The organism is Bellilinea caldifistulae, from assembly GCF_001306055.1.
GTDB classification, from domain to species: Bacteria; Chloroflexota; Anaerolineae; order Anaerolineales; family Anaerolineaceae; genus Bellilinea; species Bellilinea caldifistulae.
In genome coordinates this window covers 78,246-93,043 of the sequence record NZ_LGHJ01000008.1, presented here as the reverse complement: position 1 = coordinate 93,043, position 14,798 = coordinate 78,246, and the positions used below count along the sequence as shown (strand labels likewise).

Here is a 14,798-nt window from a genome sequence, read left to right as displayed (position 1 = left end):
TTCCCTTCTCACATCAACGGCAGCTGTCCAACCCCGTACGTTTCGGGGTGAAGCAAGGAAGTTCCTGTGTTCCACATAACCTGTCTTTGCACCCTTCCCTTAGGCATGCACTATACACCGAGGTCATTCTGGTTCTTGTACCTCTGTAGAGCCAGACCAGCAGCTGATCGCTGCCGTCGGATGGGGAACGAATAGCCCCTCCGCTGTTCCTATCACCCCCAATCACGTTTAGCGGGGTGTTGAATGTCACGATGCTTGCGTGCATTCGTTTTCCTTGCCATAGGAAGATATCGAGATTAGCCCTGCCTCTTGGGCACGTGATTTGCCCGCACAGGTACATTCCAGGTGAGCTTCATACCCCTGGCTCGCTCTAGCCAGACGCATGTCACCTTGTTCTTACCGGTTGAGGTAGCCGGTAGCAGGCATCTCAGCCTGCCTCAGGTTATGTAGCTTTCACAGCGCACACTCGTGGCATTCGTCGCCTATTAAAATCTTAAAACGATTATGCGCCTTATCCTTTATGTACTCTGCGATTGACCAACGGCGGGCTTCGGAATACTCGAAGAGCGGAGCGCCGCAGGGACGCGTCTCCCAGACCGGATTGCCATCTTGATCCCAGACTCGCCGGCCTTTGGTATCCAGCTTCCAGCCACTCACCTGCGCCGAACAAAAGCTACGGCGCTTCTGGAAGTACTCGATCTCGGTCACCGGAATGCCCTGGTGATCGGTCTGTACCTGGCCGCACTGCGGGCAGGTGTACACCACCAGCGGTTTGCCGTTGAGCTTGATCGTCTTTGCATGGACGACCGGCTTCCAGCCGGCGCCCATCTTGGCTGCGGTGGACGCAACCACGGCGATGGCCTTGCGCCCCAGCTTGCCGGTCTCGAAGTCATCCAGGAAAGCGCGCACGTCGTTGATATCGCTGTCCGTTCCCTTGCCGATGCGGCGCAGTTCACGCGCTTTCACGCTGGGGATGACCTCTTCCGCTTCACGGATCCACTTGGGCACCAGGTGCGGCGGGCACAAGATCAAGGCTGGATAGGCGTCGAGCAGCTCAATGACAGCCAGGCCAATTGAGCTCTTGCCGGACCCCATCTCCCCCTGAATGTTGGCCGTCCGGTGAATCTGGATTGCCCGTGCGGCGGCGATGGCGGCGTGCTTCTGGGTAGGGAGCAGGCCAGGAGCGGACTGACCGGGCAATGGCTTGCGCTGCTTGCCCAGACGATCAAGGATTGCTAACTCTTCTTCGCTGGGCTTCAGGTCATAAAGCGGACGGTAGGCTGCCAGGGTGTGGGCGGCGATCTTGTCGCCGTGCGCCTTCATGAAGTCGGTCAGGCGCTCCGTGTCCTCGATGATCTCCAGGCCGTGGGCGGCTCTCAGCGTAGCCACCGTGGTCACGTAGCGGTCACGGAAACGCTCGACCAGGGTGTCGGGGTCGTGATCGTCGCGGTGAGTGGTTTTATCCACCACCTTGATCACTCTGCCTTTGACCAGCATGAGGTGACCCTCATCGTCCGTCAGGTTCAAGGTTCCCATCAAGCCGGAAGCCATCAACATCGCCAGGTGACCTTTCTTGAGCGGCATGGTGGGGGTGAAAGCAACCTCGCTGTTGACCGGATGAACCAGATCCTGCCAGGCGCGGGTCTTGCGCACACCCGCCCAGCGGCTGGCTTCCACCAGGTCGTCAGGAGCCCAATCCAGCCGGCGAAAGGTGATCGCCCTGCCGCCGGCGCCTTTCAGCGGGGCAGGCAACAGCGGATAGATCGGCTCTGGGGCAAATCCTAACGGCGCTAGATCACTCTCCGCCAGGCGCTGGATGGCTTCGATCTCTTCGATGTGGGGAATGTTGTACTTATCTCGCCGTGTCGCTAGAAGCAAAATTTGCTTGAAGCGCTCATACTCGCCGTCCGTAAAACGCAAGATGGTGAGACATTCGTACTGGCTCGCCAGGTAGCGGGCGATCTCCACCAGTCGCAAGATGCGCTGTGGGATGACGAACGCCAGCACACCGCCGTGCACCAACTTGGGCGTGGTGGATTTCAGGAAAGCCAGCTCGAGCCGCTTCTCGTTACCGTGCCGGTCGTCATCATAAGGCGGGTTGAGCCATAAGAGTGTGACCGACTCGTCGGTCAGGGAACAGCTCTCCCAGGCGGCGTTGTGGCACTTGTCCATGCGGGCGGCGGCTTTCTCGGCGCGATAGGGGAACAGCTCGCAGCCCCAGGTTTCGCAGTTGAGCAGCCTGCCCAGGAGGCTGGCGATTTCGCCCTCACCGGCGCAGGGATCGAGCAGTCGCCCGCGTGTTCCCGCTGGTGGCGGGATGAACCAGGAAGCCGTAGCTTCCGCCATGTGGTTTGGGTAGGGATAAAACCCTCCCTTTTCAATGCCTGCAAGTCTCATGTGTGTATCCTCCATTGTGTATTACCCCCTGGAAGACGCGTTGCCCCTGAGGGGCAATGGGTCCCCTTGGGGGGTAAAATATTCATTAGCTTTTGTGAACAATGGTCCTGATCGAAGACTTAGTTGGGTTACACCTCCTGACTAAAATTCCTATTACTTTTTATTCGCCGACGTTAGAATTCCACGCTTTTGTAAAAACCGATTCGCATGGAAATAATTCCAGAGAATCAATTGGGATTGAGGCCTGCCATTAAGAATTGGAGATGCTTTGGAGTAACAAACCCAGCAGACCACAGAATACCTTCCCAATATCGATCTAAACTTGATTTCCGTCTTCGTTGGGGTAGTTCTCGATTTACAATACGAAAATATAGGTGCCTATCAACAGGAGTTTATATCTGTAGCAATAACGATGTTGGACAGGTTGCACATGATAAACTGATATAAGTTTCACGCGTATATTAATTAGCGAGAAGGCTACTAACGATTGAAAGGGAGACTAACATAATGATGGAGGTTTAAAATGTCTGATAATCTGCCGCGAATCATTGCTTTCCTGGGCGGATTACTGGGACTAGGCGTCGCAACGACAGTTCTTTTCAACATCGTTATCAACCAGGATTGGAACGCTTCGCCTTTCATTATCCTCCTGGCCATTGGCAATTTATTGGTGGTCATTTCTGCCCTGAAACCCTTTAAGATTCCGAATTCTGTTCTCATCTGGGCTGTTATCGGCTTTTTACAGGCTTATTTTGTCTATCTGGGCCGTTTCACTATCGGCCTTTTTTTGCTTCCGCAAGTTCTGCTGCTCCTTGTAGCCGCTTTTTGGGGAATAATCTACAATAAAAAGGATCGGCCAGTAAAGGAAGCAACTTATATTGATCCCCCACTAACTAAGCAGCTAAATGGAGAAGAAGAAATCCTTTCCACACTGACTTCTCGGGAACGTCAGGTATTAATTTTGATCACGCAAGGAAAGAGTAATAAGGATATCGCTAAGTTTTTAGTCGTCAGTCAAAATACCGTTCGTCATCATGTTCATCAGATTCTAAAGAAGCTTAATTGTTCCTCTCGCGGTGAAGCGTCAGCACTTGCAATAAAAGCAGGCTTACGTCCAAACGATTTACCCCGATCATAGCCATGGATTAATTGGGAATAATCCAACATTAATCCATAATTAATCTCTTAGAGTCATTGACGAGATGGGTCTCCATCCGTAGACTGAAAGCAAAAGTTTGTTCCCTTTTTCGTTTTTGCTTACGGTGTACCACGGAGGCCTGCCATGAAACAATTTTTTGCTTTGCTGACTGCTCTGCTGTTCGGCTTGAACTTGTTTCAAGGAACTCCAGCTATCGCGAGCGGGAGATTGGATCCTCGCAAAAACGATCAAAAGGTTTGCACTGGCACCTGGAAGTTTCCGCCGCTTTACGTTGGGGGAAAGGATGGGGTGGTATTTGCAGAAGCTGCTTACGAGTTCGACGAGAACTGCAACCCAGTTCTAGTCAGTGAAACCAGACTGACATCGGTTCCGACCTGGGTAACCAATCCTTCCCAGCAACCGGTAGACGAAAAGACAGTCGAAGCGGTAGAAGTTCCTGCATCCGATCAACCGAATACCCAAAATAACGACTTGAGGGTGGGGGATTCGATCCTGACTGTGGATACCTGACAGCTGAGAACTTTTGAAGAGGATGTCATTTATTTAGACATGATCGCTATTCAGACCGATCAAACTTACTCTTGGGACAATGTAAAGGTTACTCTCTCTGGAGGTTCTACCACAGCAACCACTTATTATCCTTGGTGGTACAGAAGCAGTGGCCCTCACGCAACCAAAGGTTACACGAGTTCTCAAGTTGCCTGGGCGAGAGGGGATGCCAGTTTCTATTGTCAGGGCGGGCCATTTTGTGGAGGCCAGCCATCCTACAACATTACCCTTTATAACGATATGACAGTAGATTACCAGGGTGGATGTGGGGGTTATGGAACTTACTCAGGAAGCGTTGTGCCGGCCGGAAGGGTGCGCTACCGTGTCTGGAAATAAGATAGCGGTCAGCCGAATCGGGCGAGTTCTAGGGCTCCTAGGAGGGGTATGGGGAGGAATCCTCGCCATCGGCGTAACATTTCACCAGTTGGATCTGGGAGCTGTCCTACGAGGTGAAATGAGCATTAGTTTAGCTTTCAGTATCGGTGGAAACGCCTTACCAATTTTAGCTCTTCTGCTGTGTCTCTGTCTTACTTCGATCTGGTTAGCGATCAAAAAAAGCGGGACCCTCGCCCTAACCAGTGTCGCATGGCTGGTGATCGGTGGAATTCTCACCCTCGGTGTTTACCTAGCGCGGTTCAGTATGGGACCTTTGTTGCTTCCTTCCGCAGGGTTAATTTTTTTAGCTGGCTTACTTGCCATTGCACGGTTGCCATGATTCTAAAAAATAACAAATGTATGTCTGATGAGAAAAGGAAAAACCCTGAAGCCCGTGAAGGGTAGAAAGGAGATGAACTGGTAAAAAGCATAATGTCATATACAATCGAACATATCCATTTGCTTGATTCGCAGAAAAGTTTTGGAGAAAGCCCGTCTGATCCTTTCGGTCTTTCTCGTAACGCCCCTCAGCATTTTTGTTGTAGGAGAAGCCCTTGCGGCAGGTTCGTTTTATAACTACAATGTCACTGTGCCCAAGTTTGGTGGTTCAACGTCAACAAACAACCAGACGAAAGTGAGCTCAACCGATAAAGCAGTCGTTTGTAGCCAGGCTGTAGGGGGTGATTACACACTGCGAGCAAGGATCGAGCTCCTTAACAATAACGTGGCTGCGGGTTATCAATCGATTAGTGACAATCAACGTAGGGAATACACTTTGAATCCTTCTACAGCGGACCAGCAATACCATGCTCGCATCGCCACTTATATAACCACGCCTGTTGATGTGCAGGCAATTGGGAAGTGGAGCCCAGACAATCCTGGATCTTGTGGATTCTAAAATACTTCACTAACCCGAGACGCACCTCAACTGCGCGGACAGTGCGATTCCCTCCGTCCGCGCAGTTGCCCGTATAATTAATGGTCGAGCCAAAACTGTGAATAAATGACAAAATGCCATGCTACGTGAAGAGATAAACCGAGCCTTTCTCAGCCGTTCTTTCTTTTTTGCAGTCGTTTTAGGACTTCTCGCCCTGGCCTATGGTTATGTAGATTACATGTCGGGCCCTTCAGACCCTGAGTATCTTGCCAGACTGCCTCCTTTTTACAACAATGCCTATGATGCCGTGATCTGGGCCCAAAAGGGGCTCATCGGACTCATTGTCCCTCTCATTGCGGTTTTACCTTTCGCAGACTCATTCGCTCACGATCGCGGGTTGGGCTATTTACGTCTCGTTCTGAGCAGGACTACCTATCGCTGCTACCTCTCGGCGAAATACGCGATCTCTTTCTTATCCGGCGGCCTGGCCGTGTCTTTACCGATGCTGTTATACTTTGCCTTCACGAATCTTGTTCTACCCAGAGGTTTAAATCCAGATCCGTTTGAGCAGCGTGTACTATCTATGCCGGAGGCTCTCGGACCGTTTGGCGCTTTGTACAAATCAGCGCCTGATCTATATATCTTGTCCCTGATCGCATTAAGTTTTTTGTTTGGGGCAACTTACGCGATTTTTGGATTATCGCTTTCTGCGCTCACGGACAATCGCTACATCGTCCTGGCAACGCCTTTCGTCCTTTACAATATAGTCCATTACGGTTTGGCGATTCTAGGGATACCGGCCTGGTCGCCTGTTTCAGCTTTTGTCCCCCACTGGTTGAATCATATTACGTGGCTGAACGTGTTAACCAATTTAGGAGGCGTATTTCTCATCAGCACCGTGCTGTACTTCGTTATGGCACACAAGGTGAAAAGTAGAATTTGAGAAAATTAACAAAGAAGCAACGACAGAGGATAATCCCTGTGCGCTACCTGTACTTCCAAATCGAGCAAAAATTACTGCGCATGCGCTGGTTATTGCCGATCCCTACAATTCTGTTTATTTCGTATATTGTTATTGGGGGGGTGCTGGTTCGTGCCAGAAATTACGGGTTGAGCAGCAATTCATGGGATGCCTTATTTAGCGTTTTCGGCAATGGCAATCTGATATTTTTTGTGCTTAATCCGCTTTATCTCTACCTGGTCAGCGACATGTTTCTCGAGTCGGGGATTGGTCAACTCGCCTTGTTACGCGTGGGCTCGCGAAGACGTTGGTGGTTGAGTAAAGTCCTGATTTTAGGATTAGCGGTGTTTTGTTATACTGGTTTGAACGTTGGGATTGTTGCAATGACAGCCACGTTTGTCCTTCCCTGGGATAATTCCTGGAGCCAAGCAGTTCTACAATATCCACAGGAATTTAATCTTAATCCAGAAGCATTAACCATTTCATCCACATCTGCTATTCGATGGCTTCTTCTTCTACTATCGCTTGGATGGTTTAGCATGGGACTGTTGGTCATGTGCTTCACCCTGCTTTCTAATCACTATCTGGTTGGGTTTACCGCCGGCGTCATTGCTAACTTTAGCGGGCTGGTCGCTTTGAGGGCGAACTTACCCCTTCCTTATGCTTACCTGTCTATCCATCAACACCTGTTATTTAACCTCCACTCTTTTGGTGACGTAATAACACCGTATCCATCACTACCGACTTCAATATATTACTGGGTTTTATGGTGTTCCATTTTACTGATCGTTGGATTCAAGTTTGCCCACAAACAAGATTTTATACATAGAGAGCAATGATGAGCAGTGCTCCATTATTCACCACGATATGCTGGAACCTGCGAACTTCGCTGCGATGGCATTCCCTCGCCGGAGTATTTGTTCTCTTTGGATTCATAGGTTGGCGCAGTGCAATACAAGTTGTCGAGCGGTTAAGTTCCTCCCAGGGTGCAATGACAGTTAATCTTTGGGATGCCTTCTTCGTTTCATTTTCCGGGCCGGGCGTTTGGGGTTATTCTTTGCTACAGGCATTGCCCTGGCTAATATCCCATATCCTTTTCTTCTATCTGTTCGGTGACATTGCCATTGGCGAATTGCTGTATAGGGGATATGCGGTTGTCCCATTGGTTGGTTCTCGACTTCGCTGGTGGTTTGGAAAAGCAGTTGCCTTATGGATCTTTGCGATCGGATATGTATTGGTGATTGTTTTTGCAGTCTTAGCCGGGGGATCAATCGTATTGCCCTGGTCCTGGCAACCAAGCAAACTGATGATTTCTGGTGATATGTGGGTTATGCCAATGGGTATGGAAATTGGTGCACTTCTGGGGTGGATTTTCATCTTGTTCAGTAGCACTCTATACGCGCTGGCTTCTATGCAGTTGACCTTATCACTTATCAGCAGACGCTCTTTCTATGGCTTTAGCGCGATCTCGGTTGTGACGATTATTTCCTGGCTTTTGGGAATCGACAACCCGTATTTGAGTCGTTGGCTACCTGGATCTCAATCAATGCTGTTACGACACACGTTCTTTGATCCGAATGTGCCCGGATTTTCAATGGAATGGTCGCTCATCTATAACATCACATTGTTTCTAATTGTGTTCGGCGTGGGCACCTGGTACGTGCGACGAATGGACATCTATGGCCCTGCGACTTGATGTTAGGAAGGAAAGATGGAGTAATGATAAAAATGGAGTCTGAAAATATCGAGAAACCCACACGGGAGGCAGAGTTAGCCATTGCCATAGAAGGGGTGTCCAAACAAATTGGAGATCGCCTCATCCTGGATGGCATCAACTTGAACGTCCCCCCTGGCAAGATTTACGGCATTAGCGGTCCAAATGGATCGGGGAAAAGCATGTTATTACGCGTTATTTGTGGGCTGGTACATCCAACTCGGGGGCGGGTCTGGATATTTGGGAGGGAAATAGGGAAAGACGTGGAATTTCCTGGCGAAACAGGTGTCCTGATCGAGACACCGGGTTTTTTGCCACACTACAGCGGTTTCCGAAATTTGCAGTTATTGGCAATGATACGAAACAGGATTTCCCGCGAAGATATTGTAAACACGATACGTCTGGTTGGACTGGATCCGTACGAACCCAAGCCGGTGCGCACTTATTCGACCGGAATGCGCCAGCGTCTTGGAATTGCCCAGGCAATCATGGAGAACCCCAGGCTCTTACTTCTTGACGAACCCACAAACGGTTTGGACCGGGAAGGGATAAAGGATGTGCATCGACTGTTGAAAGAACTGAGAGCTGATGGGGTTACAATCCTGTTGACCAGCCATAGCCGAGAGGAGATCGATGAACTTTGTGATGCAGAATTTGTGATGGGGAATGGACGCTTGAGCTCTATCCATATTTCGCCAGCTCGTTTCTAAACTTGCCCCTTGGGAAATGTCTGCATTACTTTCCTAACCGCGAATTGTTTCCGGAAAATGATCAAATGATCATAAGAGCGATGAGACCTTTTACTAAAGTCCCAAATCTGAGCTAATCGAGTAGGCCATAACAGGAGGGGAACCAGTTGATCCCTTCCTGTTATGGCTTTTATCATTGACCGCTGGAAATCCGAATCTTTCGTTCCATCAATAATCTGGTAATCACCTCCTTCCATATCGTCTCGGTCAACTGCACCAGGTATCCTTCCTGACAATCGCCGCCGGTTTCCAGCCCAACGATCAGGTTCTCCCGCTGCCTCGCCTCCCAGAGAGATTCATGCCATTCGTCCAGAATCGGGATTGGTAATGTTTCTGACAGGCGAGAAGCGAGAACGCGTCGAGCCTGAGTTTCCGGCAACGATCCATCCGGCAGTTCACCCTCGAAAACGAGTAAATAAATTACCTCCTCCCCCGGCTGCCACTTGCCCGGCAGGGCGGGATCGGCGATCAGAGTCGCGTGGTAAACACCATAGTCTGGCAAGTGCTGCCAGGTCTGGCAGTAGTGGGTGGGCAGTGGGTAAACCGGCCGGCCTTGCAGGAACAGCCTCTTGCGCTGGCGGGCCTGGACGGTGGCCCGGATCGACTCCAGCACCGTTTTGTGCCCGACCATGCCCAGGTAGACCAGGTTGCCGGCTTCATCATGGGCGTAGCCGGTGACATAGGCCGAGCAGTGTTCATTACGGACCTGCGGGACGCCTTCCAGCCACAGCTGGTCAACCTCGCCGCTGACCCACTCCAGCCGCCAGGCCACGAAGGGCTGACAGCTTTGCGCCAGGGCAGCGTTGACCTGCTGAAGCAGGTTGTAAGGGCTATCGCCCACCGGTACATCCCGCAGGACGATCTCGTGGTCCGGGGTCTTGATGGTCGCCAGGCGACGCGCCCGGTCGATCATGGCAGTCACCGACTGGATGGGTGTTAGCAGGTCGTAATGCTCCCAGCCGGGTGGAACCTGGCTGTTGTGGGGTGTGAAGAGATAGGCGCTCAATTCATATTCGTACTTGAAGCGTCCCCATTCGCATTCGTAGTCGTAGGGATAGCTGCCGCGCCGCAGGCCGGGAACATCGTGGATGTACGGCAAGGGCAAGCCTTGACCGTTGTCCGGTTTGGAACCAGAAACCAGGATGTGTCCCTGCTTTTGCCGGTTGGCAGCTTTGATGGCGCGTTCCCGGAAGTAGGTGTTCTCGAAGGGGGCAGGCAGGGCTGGGTTAGTTTTTCCAGTCATGGCCGCCTCCCTAAAAATCCTCGGGAAAACCGATCGTGATAACCGGCTCGCCCTGATCGCCAGGACCGACGACCATCCATAACGAGAGCGTGTAGCGGTGGGTGCGATGTGGAAAAGCCTCGTCAGCTTCGAAAAGACCGACCTCGAAGCTGCATCGATCTTGTGTATCTGATCGGCGAGCGGCGAAGGACGCTAGAAATATCACATCCCACAGCCGGCCTTCATAGCTCTGACCAAACGCTTTCTCCCGCTCGTTCGGTGTGATGCGGGCATGCAAGTCGGCGGTGATGGCGGTTGGATAGCGAAAGCCGGCTTCCGATGCCATTTCAGAGACATCGACAAGAACGCCATCTTCTAACGCCTGGGAGCGAGTGTAAGCGTAAATCATATCGTCATCTTCATGGATGGAATATCTGGCTGATCGCAGGTGATAACCAGGTCTTGTCTCAGAAACGCGACCGTCAAAACCCAGGCCACGCTCTTTGAGCGAAACGAAACGCCCACGACCAATGACCAGGTGATCCAGCGTGTCGATATCCAAGAGCTTGCCCGCTTGAACAACTGCGCGGGTTACAGCTACATCGTCCGGGCTGGGCGTCGGGTCACCCGAGGGGTGGTTATGCACCAGGATGATCGCCGCCGACATGCGCTGGATGGCGGGCTTGAACAGCTCGGCCACCCGCACCTGAGCGGAGTTCAGGCTGCCTTGGTAGATCTCCACGATGTCGATCACCCGGTTGCGCGTGTCCAGCAGGATCACGCGCAGGTGCTCCTGTTCCAGGGCGCTCATCTCGTGCTGCAACATAGCAGCCGCATCGGCTGGGCTGTGGATGGTTGGGCGATCTTCCTCAGTATTGAGAGTCAGGCGCAGCCCCAGCTCTACCGCCGCTTTGATACGGGCGGCATTCTGCTGCCCAATGCCGGGGATATCAGCAATCTCGTGCGCCGGCGCGCGGCGAAGGTCAGATAGCCGGCCGTTGAAGTGCGCCAGCAGGGCATCGGCAGTTTCAATTGGCTGCGGCCCGCCCAGCAAGGCAGCCAACAGCTCTATGATCGTGCAGGCATCCGCACGAGCGCTGACACGTTCGACCGGGCGCTCCCGCAATGGGAGCAGCTTGTGCTTAGGGGTGTATTTCGTGTTGCCGGGCTTATCCGGCAGTAAAAGCAACTGGCACATGTTTTCCTCCGTGTAAAGAAATCGCCCGCCCTGGAGGGTTCCAGAGCGGGCGGCGTGTGAATTGGTTGTAGCGGTATTACCGCCAGGTTTGTTCGATGACAGGCAGCCGGGCAGGCAGGAACGGCTCGTTCGTACGTACCAGGCCGCGCAGCTGGTTGATCGCTGTCTGGGGCGAGATGCGCCCGGCGACCAGCAGGTAGACGATCTTGGAGACCGGCTCCTGGTTCTGCTGATCGGGCGGTACGGCTTTGGCCAGGTGCGCCAATCCTTCACGCACACTCGCCAGGTTCTCATCAATCGAGCGGTCCAGCGGGCGCAGCGGGGCAATGGCATCGCCCAGGCGCACACAGCGCGGGTTGTGTCCGCAGGCCAGGCGCATGTAGTAGACATGATCGGTGTAGGCTTCCAGCGGGGAGTGGTCGATGATCAGGAACATACCGCCCTGGTCAGGCGAACCACATTCCCAGCAGCGGAACGGCTCGCCGATCTGCACTGGCGTGGGTTCTAATTCCATGTGGGTTAACGTGTGTACTTGCATCATTTCCTCCAATTAAAAAATCAGCGGCCAGCTGCACTTTCGTGTTCGCTGACCGCTGTTTGATTGCGGCGAAGCGCCTCTTTTATGCGTTCGGCTTTGGCGTCCAGGAAGTGTCGAAGACCTCCTACCGTACAGCGCCAGCCGAGCTCCTTGGTGTACTTGCCATCCCACTTGCGGTCACGGACAATCTCCGCGCCGCAAATCGGGCAGGGCGGCATCGGGTCGGGAGCGCGCTGCCCGCCGTTGCGCAGGTACTCCGCCACAGCCTCGATGGCCGGGCAGTTTTCCTTCAACTGACATGAGCAGCTGCGCTGCTTGTTGACGGTGTGAAAACGGGGTTGGGTCGAAGGACCGAAATCGACCAGGTAGGTGTGCCCGATCACACGGATGCGGGTGGGCCTGTCTGCCAGATCGATCCCCGCCTTTTGGTTCAGGATATCTTGCATGCTGTGTACCTCCAGGACGTGTGGGAATTGAAATGCCAACGGTGAGAAGCGATTAGAAGGGGATATCCACATCCTCTAGGAACTCGTCATCCAGCTCTGTGTAATCCTTCCTCGGATTACAGAACTTGCATGGCTCTTCATCATACGAACAGCCGTCCCAGGGATAGACCCGGACGACAACGTAACCTTCGCCATTGCAATTCGGGCATGGCTGATCTGCAGGTGCAGATTCATCGCTGGAGACAGATTTCCACCAGCCGGTCTCGTAGGGATCGAACAGGTCGGAGCCGGGACCGTCATCAGATACGTTCGCTTCGCTCAGTACAAGGATGTACTCATCGGTCATGGCTGCACCTCCACGCCTCGCTTGCGCAGCCAACCGGCGATGGTATCCGGGGCGATCTCGAACCCGCTGCCATACTCCCATCGGGCGACAAACTCACGCTTAAAATCCTGGTGGTGTGGGTAGGCTTTGAACCGTCCGTGGTAGACCTGCTTCTCAGACGGTCGCTCGCCCAGTACGTCGCACAAGATGCTCAGTGCCAGGTCTGCCGGTCCAGAGCCGCCATAACCCCAACCGAAACCGGTTGGGCTATGCAGCACCACGTGTCGCAAGGGCCGCGACTTGCCGGATGGCAGGATCACTTTCACTAACCCGCCCGGTTCGCCGCGGTAAATCTTCTTGATCATGTTTGCCTCCGTGTGGGGAATTCAGAAGATTGCCCCAGGCGTACCCAGGGCAATCTCGTGTGGATCAGAACGGAATGGCATCGTGCTGGGGTGCAGCCGAGCCATTCCCGGCAGGTTCGGGTTCGCTTTCCCCTTCACGCCCCGACAGGAAGCGCACCGTACTGGCGCTCACTTCGAAGGATGAGGCGGGCGAGCCATCCTGGCGGGTATAGAGCCGTGGTCCGCCCGTCTCCGGGTCGCACACCAGCCGGCCTTCCACCAGCACCAGGCTGCCTTTGTGCAGGTACTGGTTACAGTTTTCCGCAGTCTTGCCCCAGGCAGAAACCCGGAACCAGGTGGTTTCCTTCACCACCTGGCCGCTCGAGTCAGTGTACTGCCTATTGGCAGCCAGGTTGAAGTTAGTCACAGCCTGCCCGGCAGGGGTGTAGCGCATCTCCGGGTCGCGGCCGAGATGACCGGTGATGATGATCGTTTGGAATGACATGGGATTTTCCTCCGTCTCTCAAATATGGGATTACTTCTTACCGTTGCGGCTGGCGACCCAGGCGCGCAACACTTCGCGCGAGGCGGGAGCCAGCTCCTGATGGGCGGACTTGAAGGCATTGAAAGCCTCCAATTCCGCAGCGTTGCTTGTGTCCACCGCTACGCCATCCCGGTATTGCAGCGCCTCCGCCTGGGATGCGGGCGAATTGGATGCCACTGGCGAGTTAGGCGATGCCGATTGACTGGTCGATTTTTCGGATTGCCCGTTGCCGTTCGATCCGTGACCATTCGAAGAACCGTTCTCCAGCCCGGCAGTCCTTGCGATCTCCTTGTCATACAGGCTATTGCCAAACTGCTCGCCCAGCTGGCGGAAGCAGCGTTTCAGGCAGTCAGTGACCGCGCCGGCGATGGCCATATCCAGGGCTTCGGGCGTATCGCCAGTGAAGATGCAGCGCCCGGCATCGGCATGATTGTAGGCTTTGCCGTCCAGTTCGACCGTGATCCGGCCGGTGATGTAAGCGATGCCGGCGATCTCCGTGGTTGGTTTGCCATCTTCGCCCAGAACCGGCACCTTCTTCCTGGAACGCTGATCGTAGAAGGTGATCACCTTGTCCCAGCGCATGATGTGCGGCTCGCTGAGCAGGTCGAACGACCAGTGGAACAGAAACAGGTCGTTGGCGGTTTCGATCACATCGTAACCTTCCAGGTAAGGGACTGTTCCTTGCCCGGGAGCCTGGCGGCGCTTGACGCGGTTCATATCCAGCGGTTGTCGCAGCCGCCAAAGGATCTGCTCGCTAGATGAGTCGAGCGTAGGTGGATCGTGTGTTGGTACAGATTGGGTCATTTGTTCCTCCGTGTGAGTGGTTGAGAACTGTGGATACGTGTACTGGCTTACCTGCCCGGATTCGGCGATCTTCTCAGTCTCAATGAGACGGACCGCTTCGATGTGCTTGCAGCGCAAGCCAAAACGCTGACAGCGTCCGGTGAAATCCGGGCAGGTGCAGGTCCAGGCGTCGCCATCTAGCGAGACGGTGTAATGGCTGCGCTTGCTGGCAACTATCCAGGCGAAGTCGGTCAAGACCATCACCTGCATGTCGCCATTCTGTAGAGCAGCCTGTGCCCGGGCCATGCGCTCATGTTGGAATTGGTTTTCCAGGATGGGGGGTGCGGTAGTCATCGTTTATGCATTACGCTCCTTTCGTGTCAGAAGAAAAACGTTTGGGGATTGGTTTCCGACGTTACTGCGCCAGATATGATGGCGCACCAACTAACGCTTTACTGTCCCTTGTTTCCCTTCCATAACTTCAGGGCACGTCAGGGCAGCAAACCTTGACTGCCAAGCGGAGGCTCAGCGGACAAAGTTTGCTGCTCTGTTCCATTAGAGGCTGCCCGGCCGGTGGTATGCCAACCGGGCAGCCAATACATTCAGTATTTGGCATC

At 53.5% G+C, this 14,798-nt stretch carries 17 protein-coding genes and 1 pseudogene; 8 read left to right on the top strand and 10 right to left on the bottom strand.

The window, feature by feature from the left end; genetic code table 11:
* Positions 1-453: 453 nt before the first annotated feature.
* A complete protein-coding gene (locus AC812_RS02795; RefSeq protein ID WP_061914385.1) occupies positions 454-2,397 on the bottom strand; it encodes a DUF6094 domain-containing protein in 1,944 nt (647 codons plus the stop codon).
* A 523-nt stretch (positions 2,398-2,920) separates the two neighbouring features.
* Here AC812_RS02795 and AC812_RS02790 point away from each other — a divergent pair.
* The 8 genes from AC812_RS02790 to AC812_RS02755 all read left to right on the top strand — a co-directional run bounded on the left by AC812_RS02790 (position 2,921) and on the right by AC812_RS02755 (position 8,742).
* Complete coding sequence (locus AC812_RS02790; RefSeq protein WP_061914383.1) at positions 2,921-3,535, top strand: response regulator transcription factor; 615 nt, start codon at positions 2,921-2,923, stop codon at positions 3,533-3,535.
* 144 nt (positions 3,536-3,679) lie between these two features.
* The gene (locus AC812_RS02785; protein WP_061914381.1) at positions 3,680-4,066 is read left to right on the top strand and encodes a hypothetical protein; all 387 of its coding nucleotides are present in this window, start codon (positions 3,680-3,682) and stop codon (positions 4,064-4,066) included.
* A gap of 493 nt (positions 4,067-4,559) precedes the next feature.
* Entirely contained in the window at positions 4,560-4,820 is a 261-nt protein-coding gene (locus AC812_RS17440) for a hypothetical protein (RefSeq protein ID WP_145962524.1), read from the top strand.
* 141 nt (positions 4,821-4,961) lie between these two features.
* A complete protein-coding gene (locus AC812_RS02775; RefSeq protein ID WP_061914377.1) occupies positions 4,962-5,378 on the top strand; it encodes a hypothetical protein in 417 nt (138 codons plus the stop codon).
* Positions 5,379-5,496: 118 nt separating this feature from the next.
* Positions 5,497-6,300 carry a hypothetical protein gene (locus tag AC812_RS02770; RefSeq protein WP_061914375.1) on the top strand — a complete coding sequence of 268 codons (804 nt, stop codon included), beginning with the start codon at positions 5,497-5,499 and terminating at the stop codon, positions 6,298-6,300.
* A gap of 38 nt (positions 6,301-6,338) precedes the next feature.
* The gene (locus tag AC812_RS02765; RefSeq protein WP_145962523.1) at positions 6,339-7,157 is read left to right on the top strand and encodes a hypothetical protein; all 819 of its coding nucleotides are present in this window, start codon (positions 6,339-6,341) and stop codon (positions 7,155-7,157) included.
* Complete coding sequence (locus AC812_RS02760) at positions 7,157-8,014, top strand: hypothetical protein (protein ID WP_061914371.1); 858 nt, start codon at positions 7,157-7,159, stop codon at positions 8,012-8,014. Before AC812_RS02765 ends, AC812_RS02760 begins: the two co-directional genes overlap by 1 nt.
* 32 nt (positions 8,015-8,046) lie before the next feature.
* Positions 8,047-8,742 carry an ABC transporter ATP-binding protein gene (locus tag AC812_RS02755; RefSeq protein WP_061914369.1) on the top strand — a complete coding sequence of 232 codons (696 nt, stop codon included), beginning with the start codon at positions 8,047-8,049 and terminating at the stop codon, positions 8,740-8,742.
* A gap of 172 nt (positions 8,743-8,914) precedes the next feature.
* On the opposite strand, the gene AC812_RS02745 is transcribed toward AC812_RS02755, so the two are convergent.
* The 9 genes and pseudogenes from AC812_RS02745 to AC812_RS02710 form a co-directional block, all read right to left on the bottom strand.
* Positions 8,915-10,024: a hypothetical protein gene (locus tag AC812_RS02745; RefSeq protein WP_061914365.1), complete on the bottom strand. Its 1,110-nt coding sequence runs from the start codon at positions 10,022-10,024 to the stop codon at positions 8,915-8,917.
* Between the two features lie 10 nt (positions 10,025-10,034).
* Positions 10,035-10,412 (bottom strand): DUF6573 family protein, encoded by a 378-nt coding sequence (locus tag AC812_RS18340; protein ID WP_346265123.1) that lies wholly within the window; start codon positions 10,410-10,412, stop codon positions 10,035-10,037.
* A 72-nt stretch (positions 10,413-10,484) separates the two neighbouring features.
* Positions 10,485-11,201, bottom strand: a pseudogene (radC, locus tag AC812_RS18335) (RadC family protein); the annotation flags it as partial.
* A 76-nt stretch (positions 11,202-11,277) separates the two neighbouring features.
* A complete protein-coding gene (locus AC812_RS02735) occupies positions 11,278-11,742 on the bottom strand; it encodes a hypothetical protein (RefSeq protein WP_157235393.1) in 465 nt (154 codons plus the stop codon).
* A gap of 17 nt (positions 11,743-11,759) precedes the next feature.
* Positions 11,760-12,185 (bottom strand): hypothetical protein, encoded by a 426-nt coding sequence (locus AC812_RS02730; protein WP_061914361.1) that lies wholly within the window; start codon positions 12,183-12,185, stop codon positions 11,760-11,762.
* Positions 12,186-12,237: 52 nt separating this feature from the next.
* A complete protein-coding gene (locus AC812_RS02725) occupies positions 12,238-12,531 on the bottom strand; it encodes a DnaJ-like cysteine-rich domain-containing protein (RefSeq protein WP_061914359.1) in 294 nt (97 codons plus the stop codon).
* Complete coding sequence (locus AC812_RS02720; RefSeq protein WP_061914358.1) at positions 12,528-12,875, bottom strand: DUF6166 domain-containing protein; 348 nt, start codon at positions 12,873-12,875, stop codon at positions 12,528-12,530. Before AC812_RS02720 ends, AC812_RS02725 begins: the two co-directional genes overlap by 4 nt.
* 64 nt (positions 12,876-12,939) lie before the next feature.
* On the bottom strand, positions 12,940-13,359 hold the full coding sequence (locus AC812_RS02715; RefSeq protein ID WP_061914356.1) for a single-stranded DNA-binding protein: 420 nt from the start codon (positions 13,357-13,359) through the stop codon (positions 12,940-12,942).
* A gap of 30 nt (positions 13,360-13,389) precedes the next feature.
* Positions 13,390-14,535 carry a Rad52/Rad22 family DNA repair protein gene (locus AC812_RS02710; RefSeq protein ID WP_061914353.1) on the bottom strand — a complete coding sequence of 382 codons (1,146 nt, stop codon included), beginning with the start codon at positions 14,533-14,535 and terminating at the stop codon, positions 13,390-13,392.
* Positions 14,536-14,798: the final 263 nt, after the last annotated feature.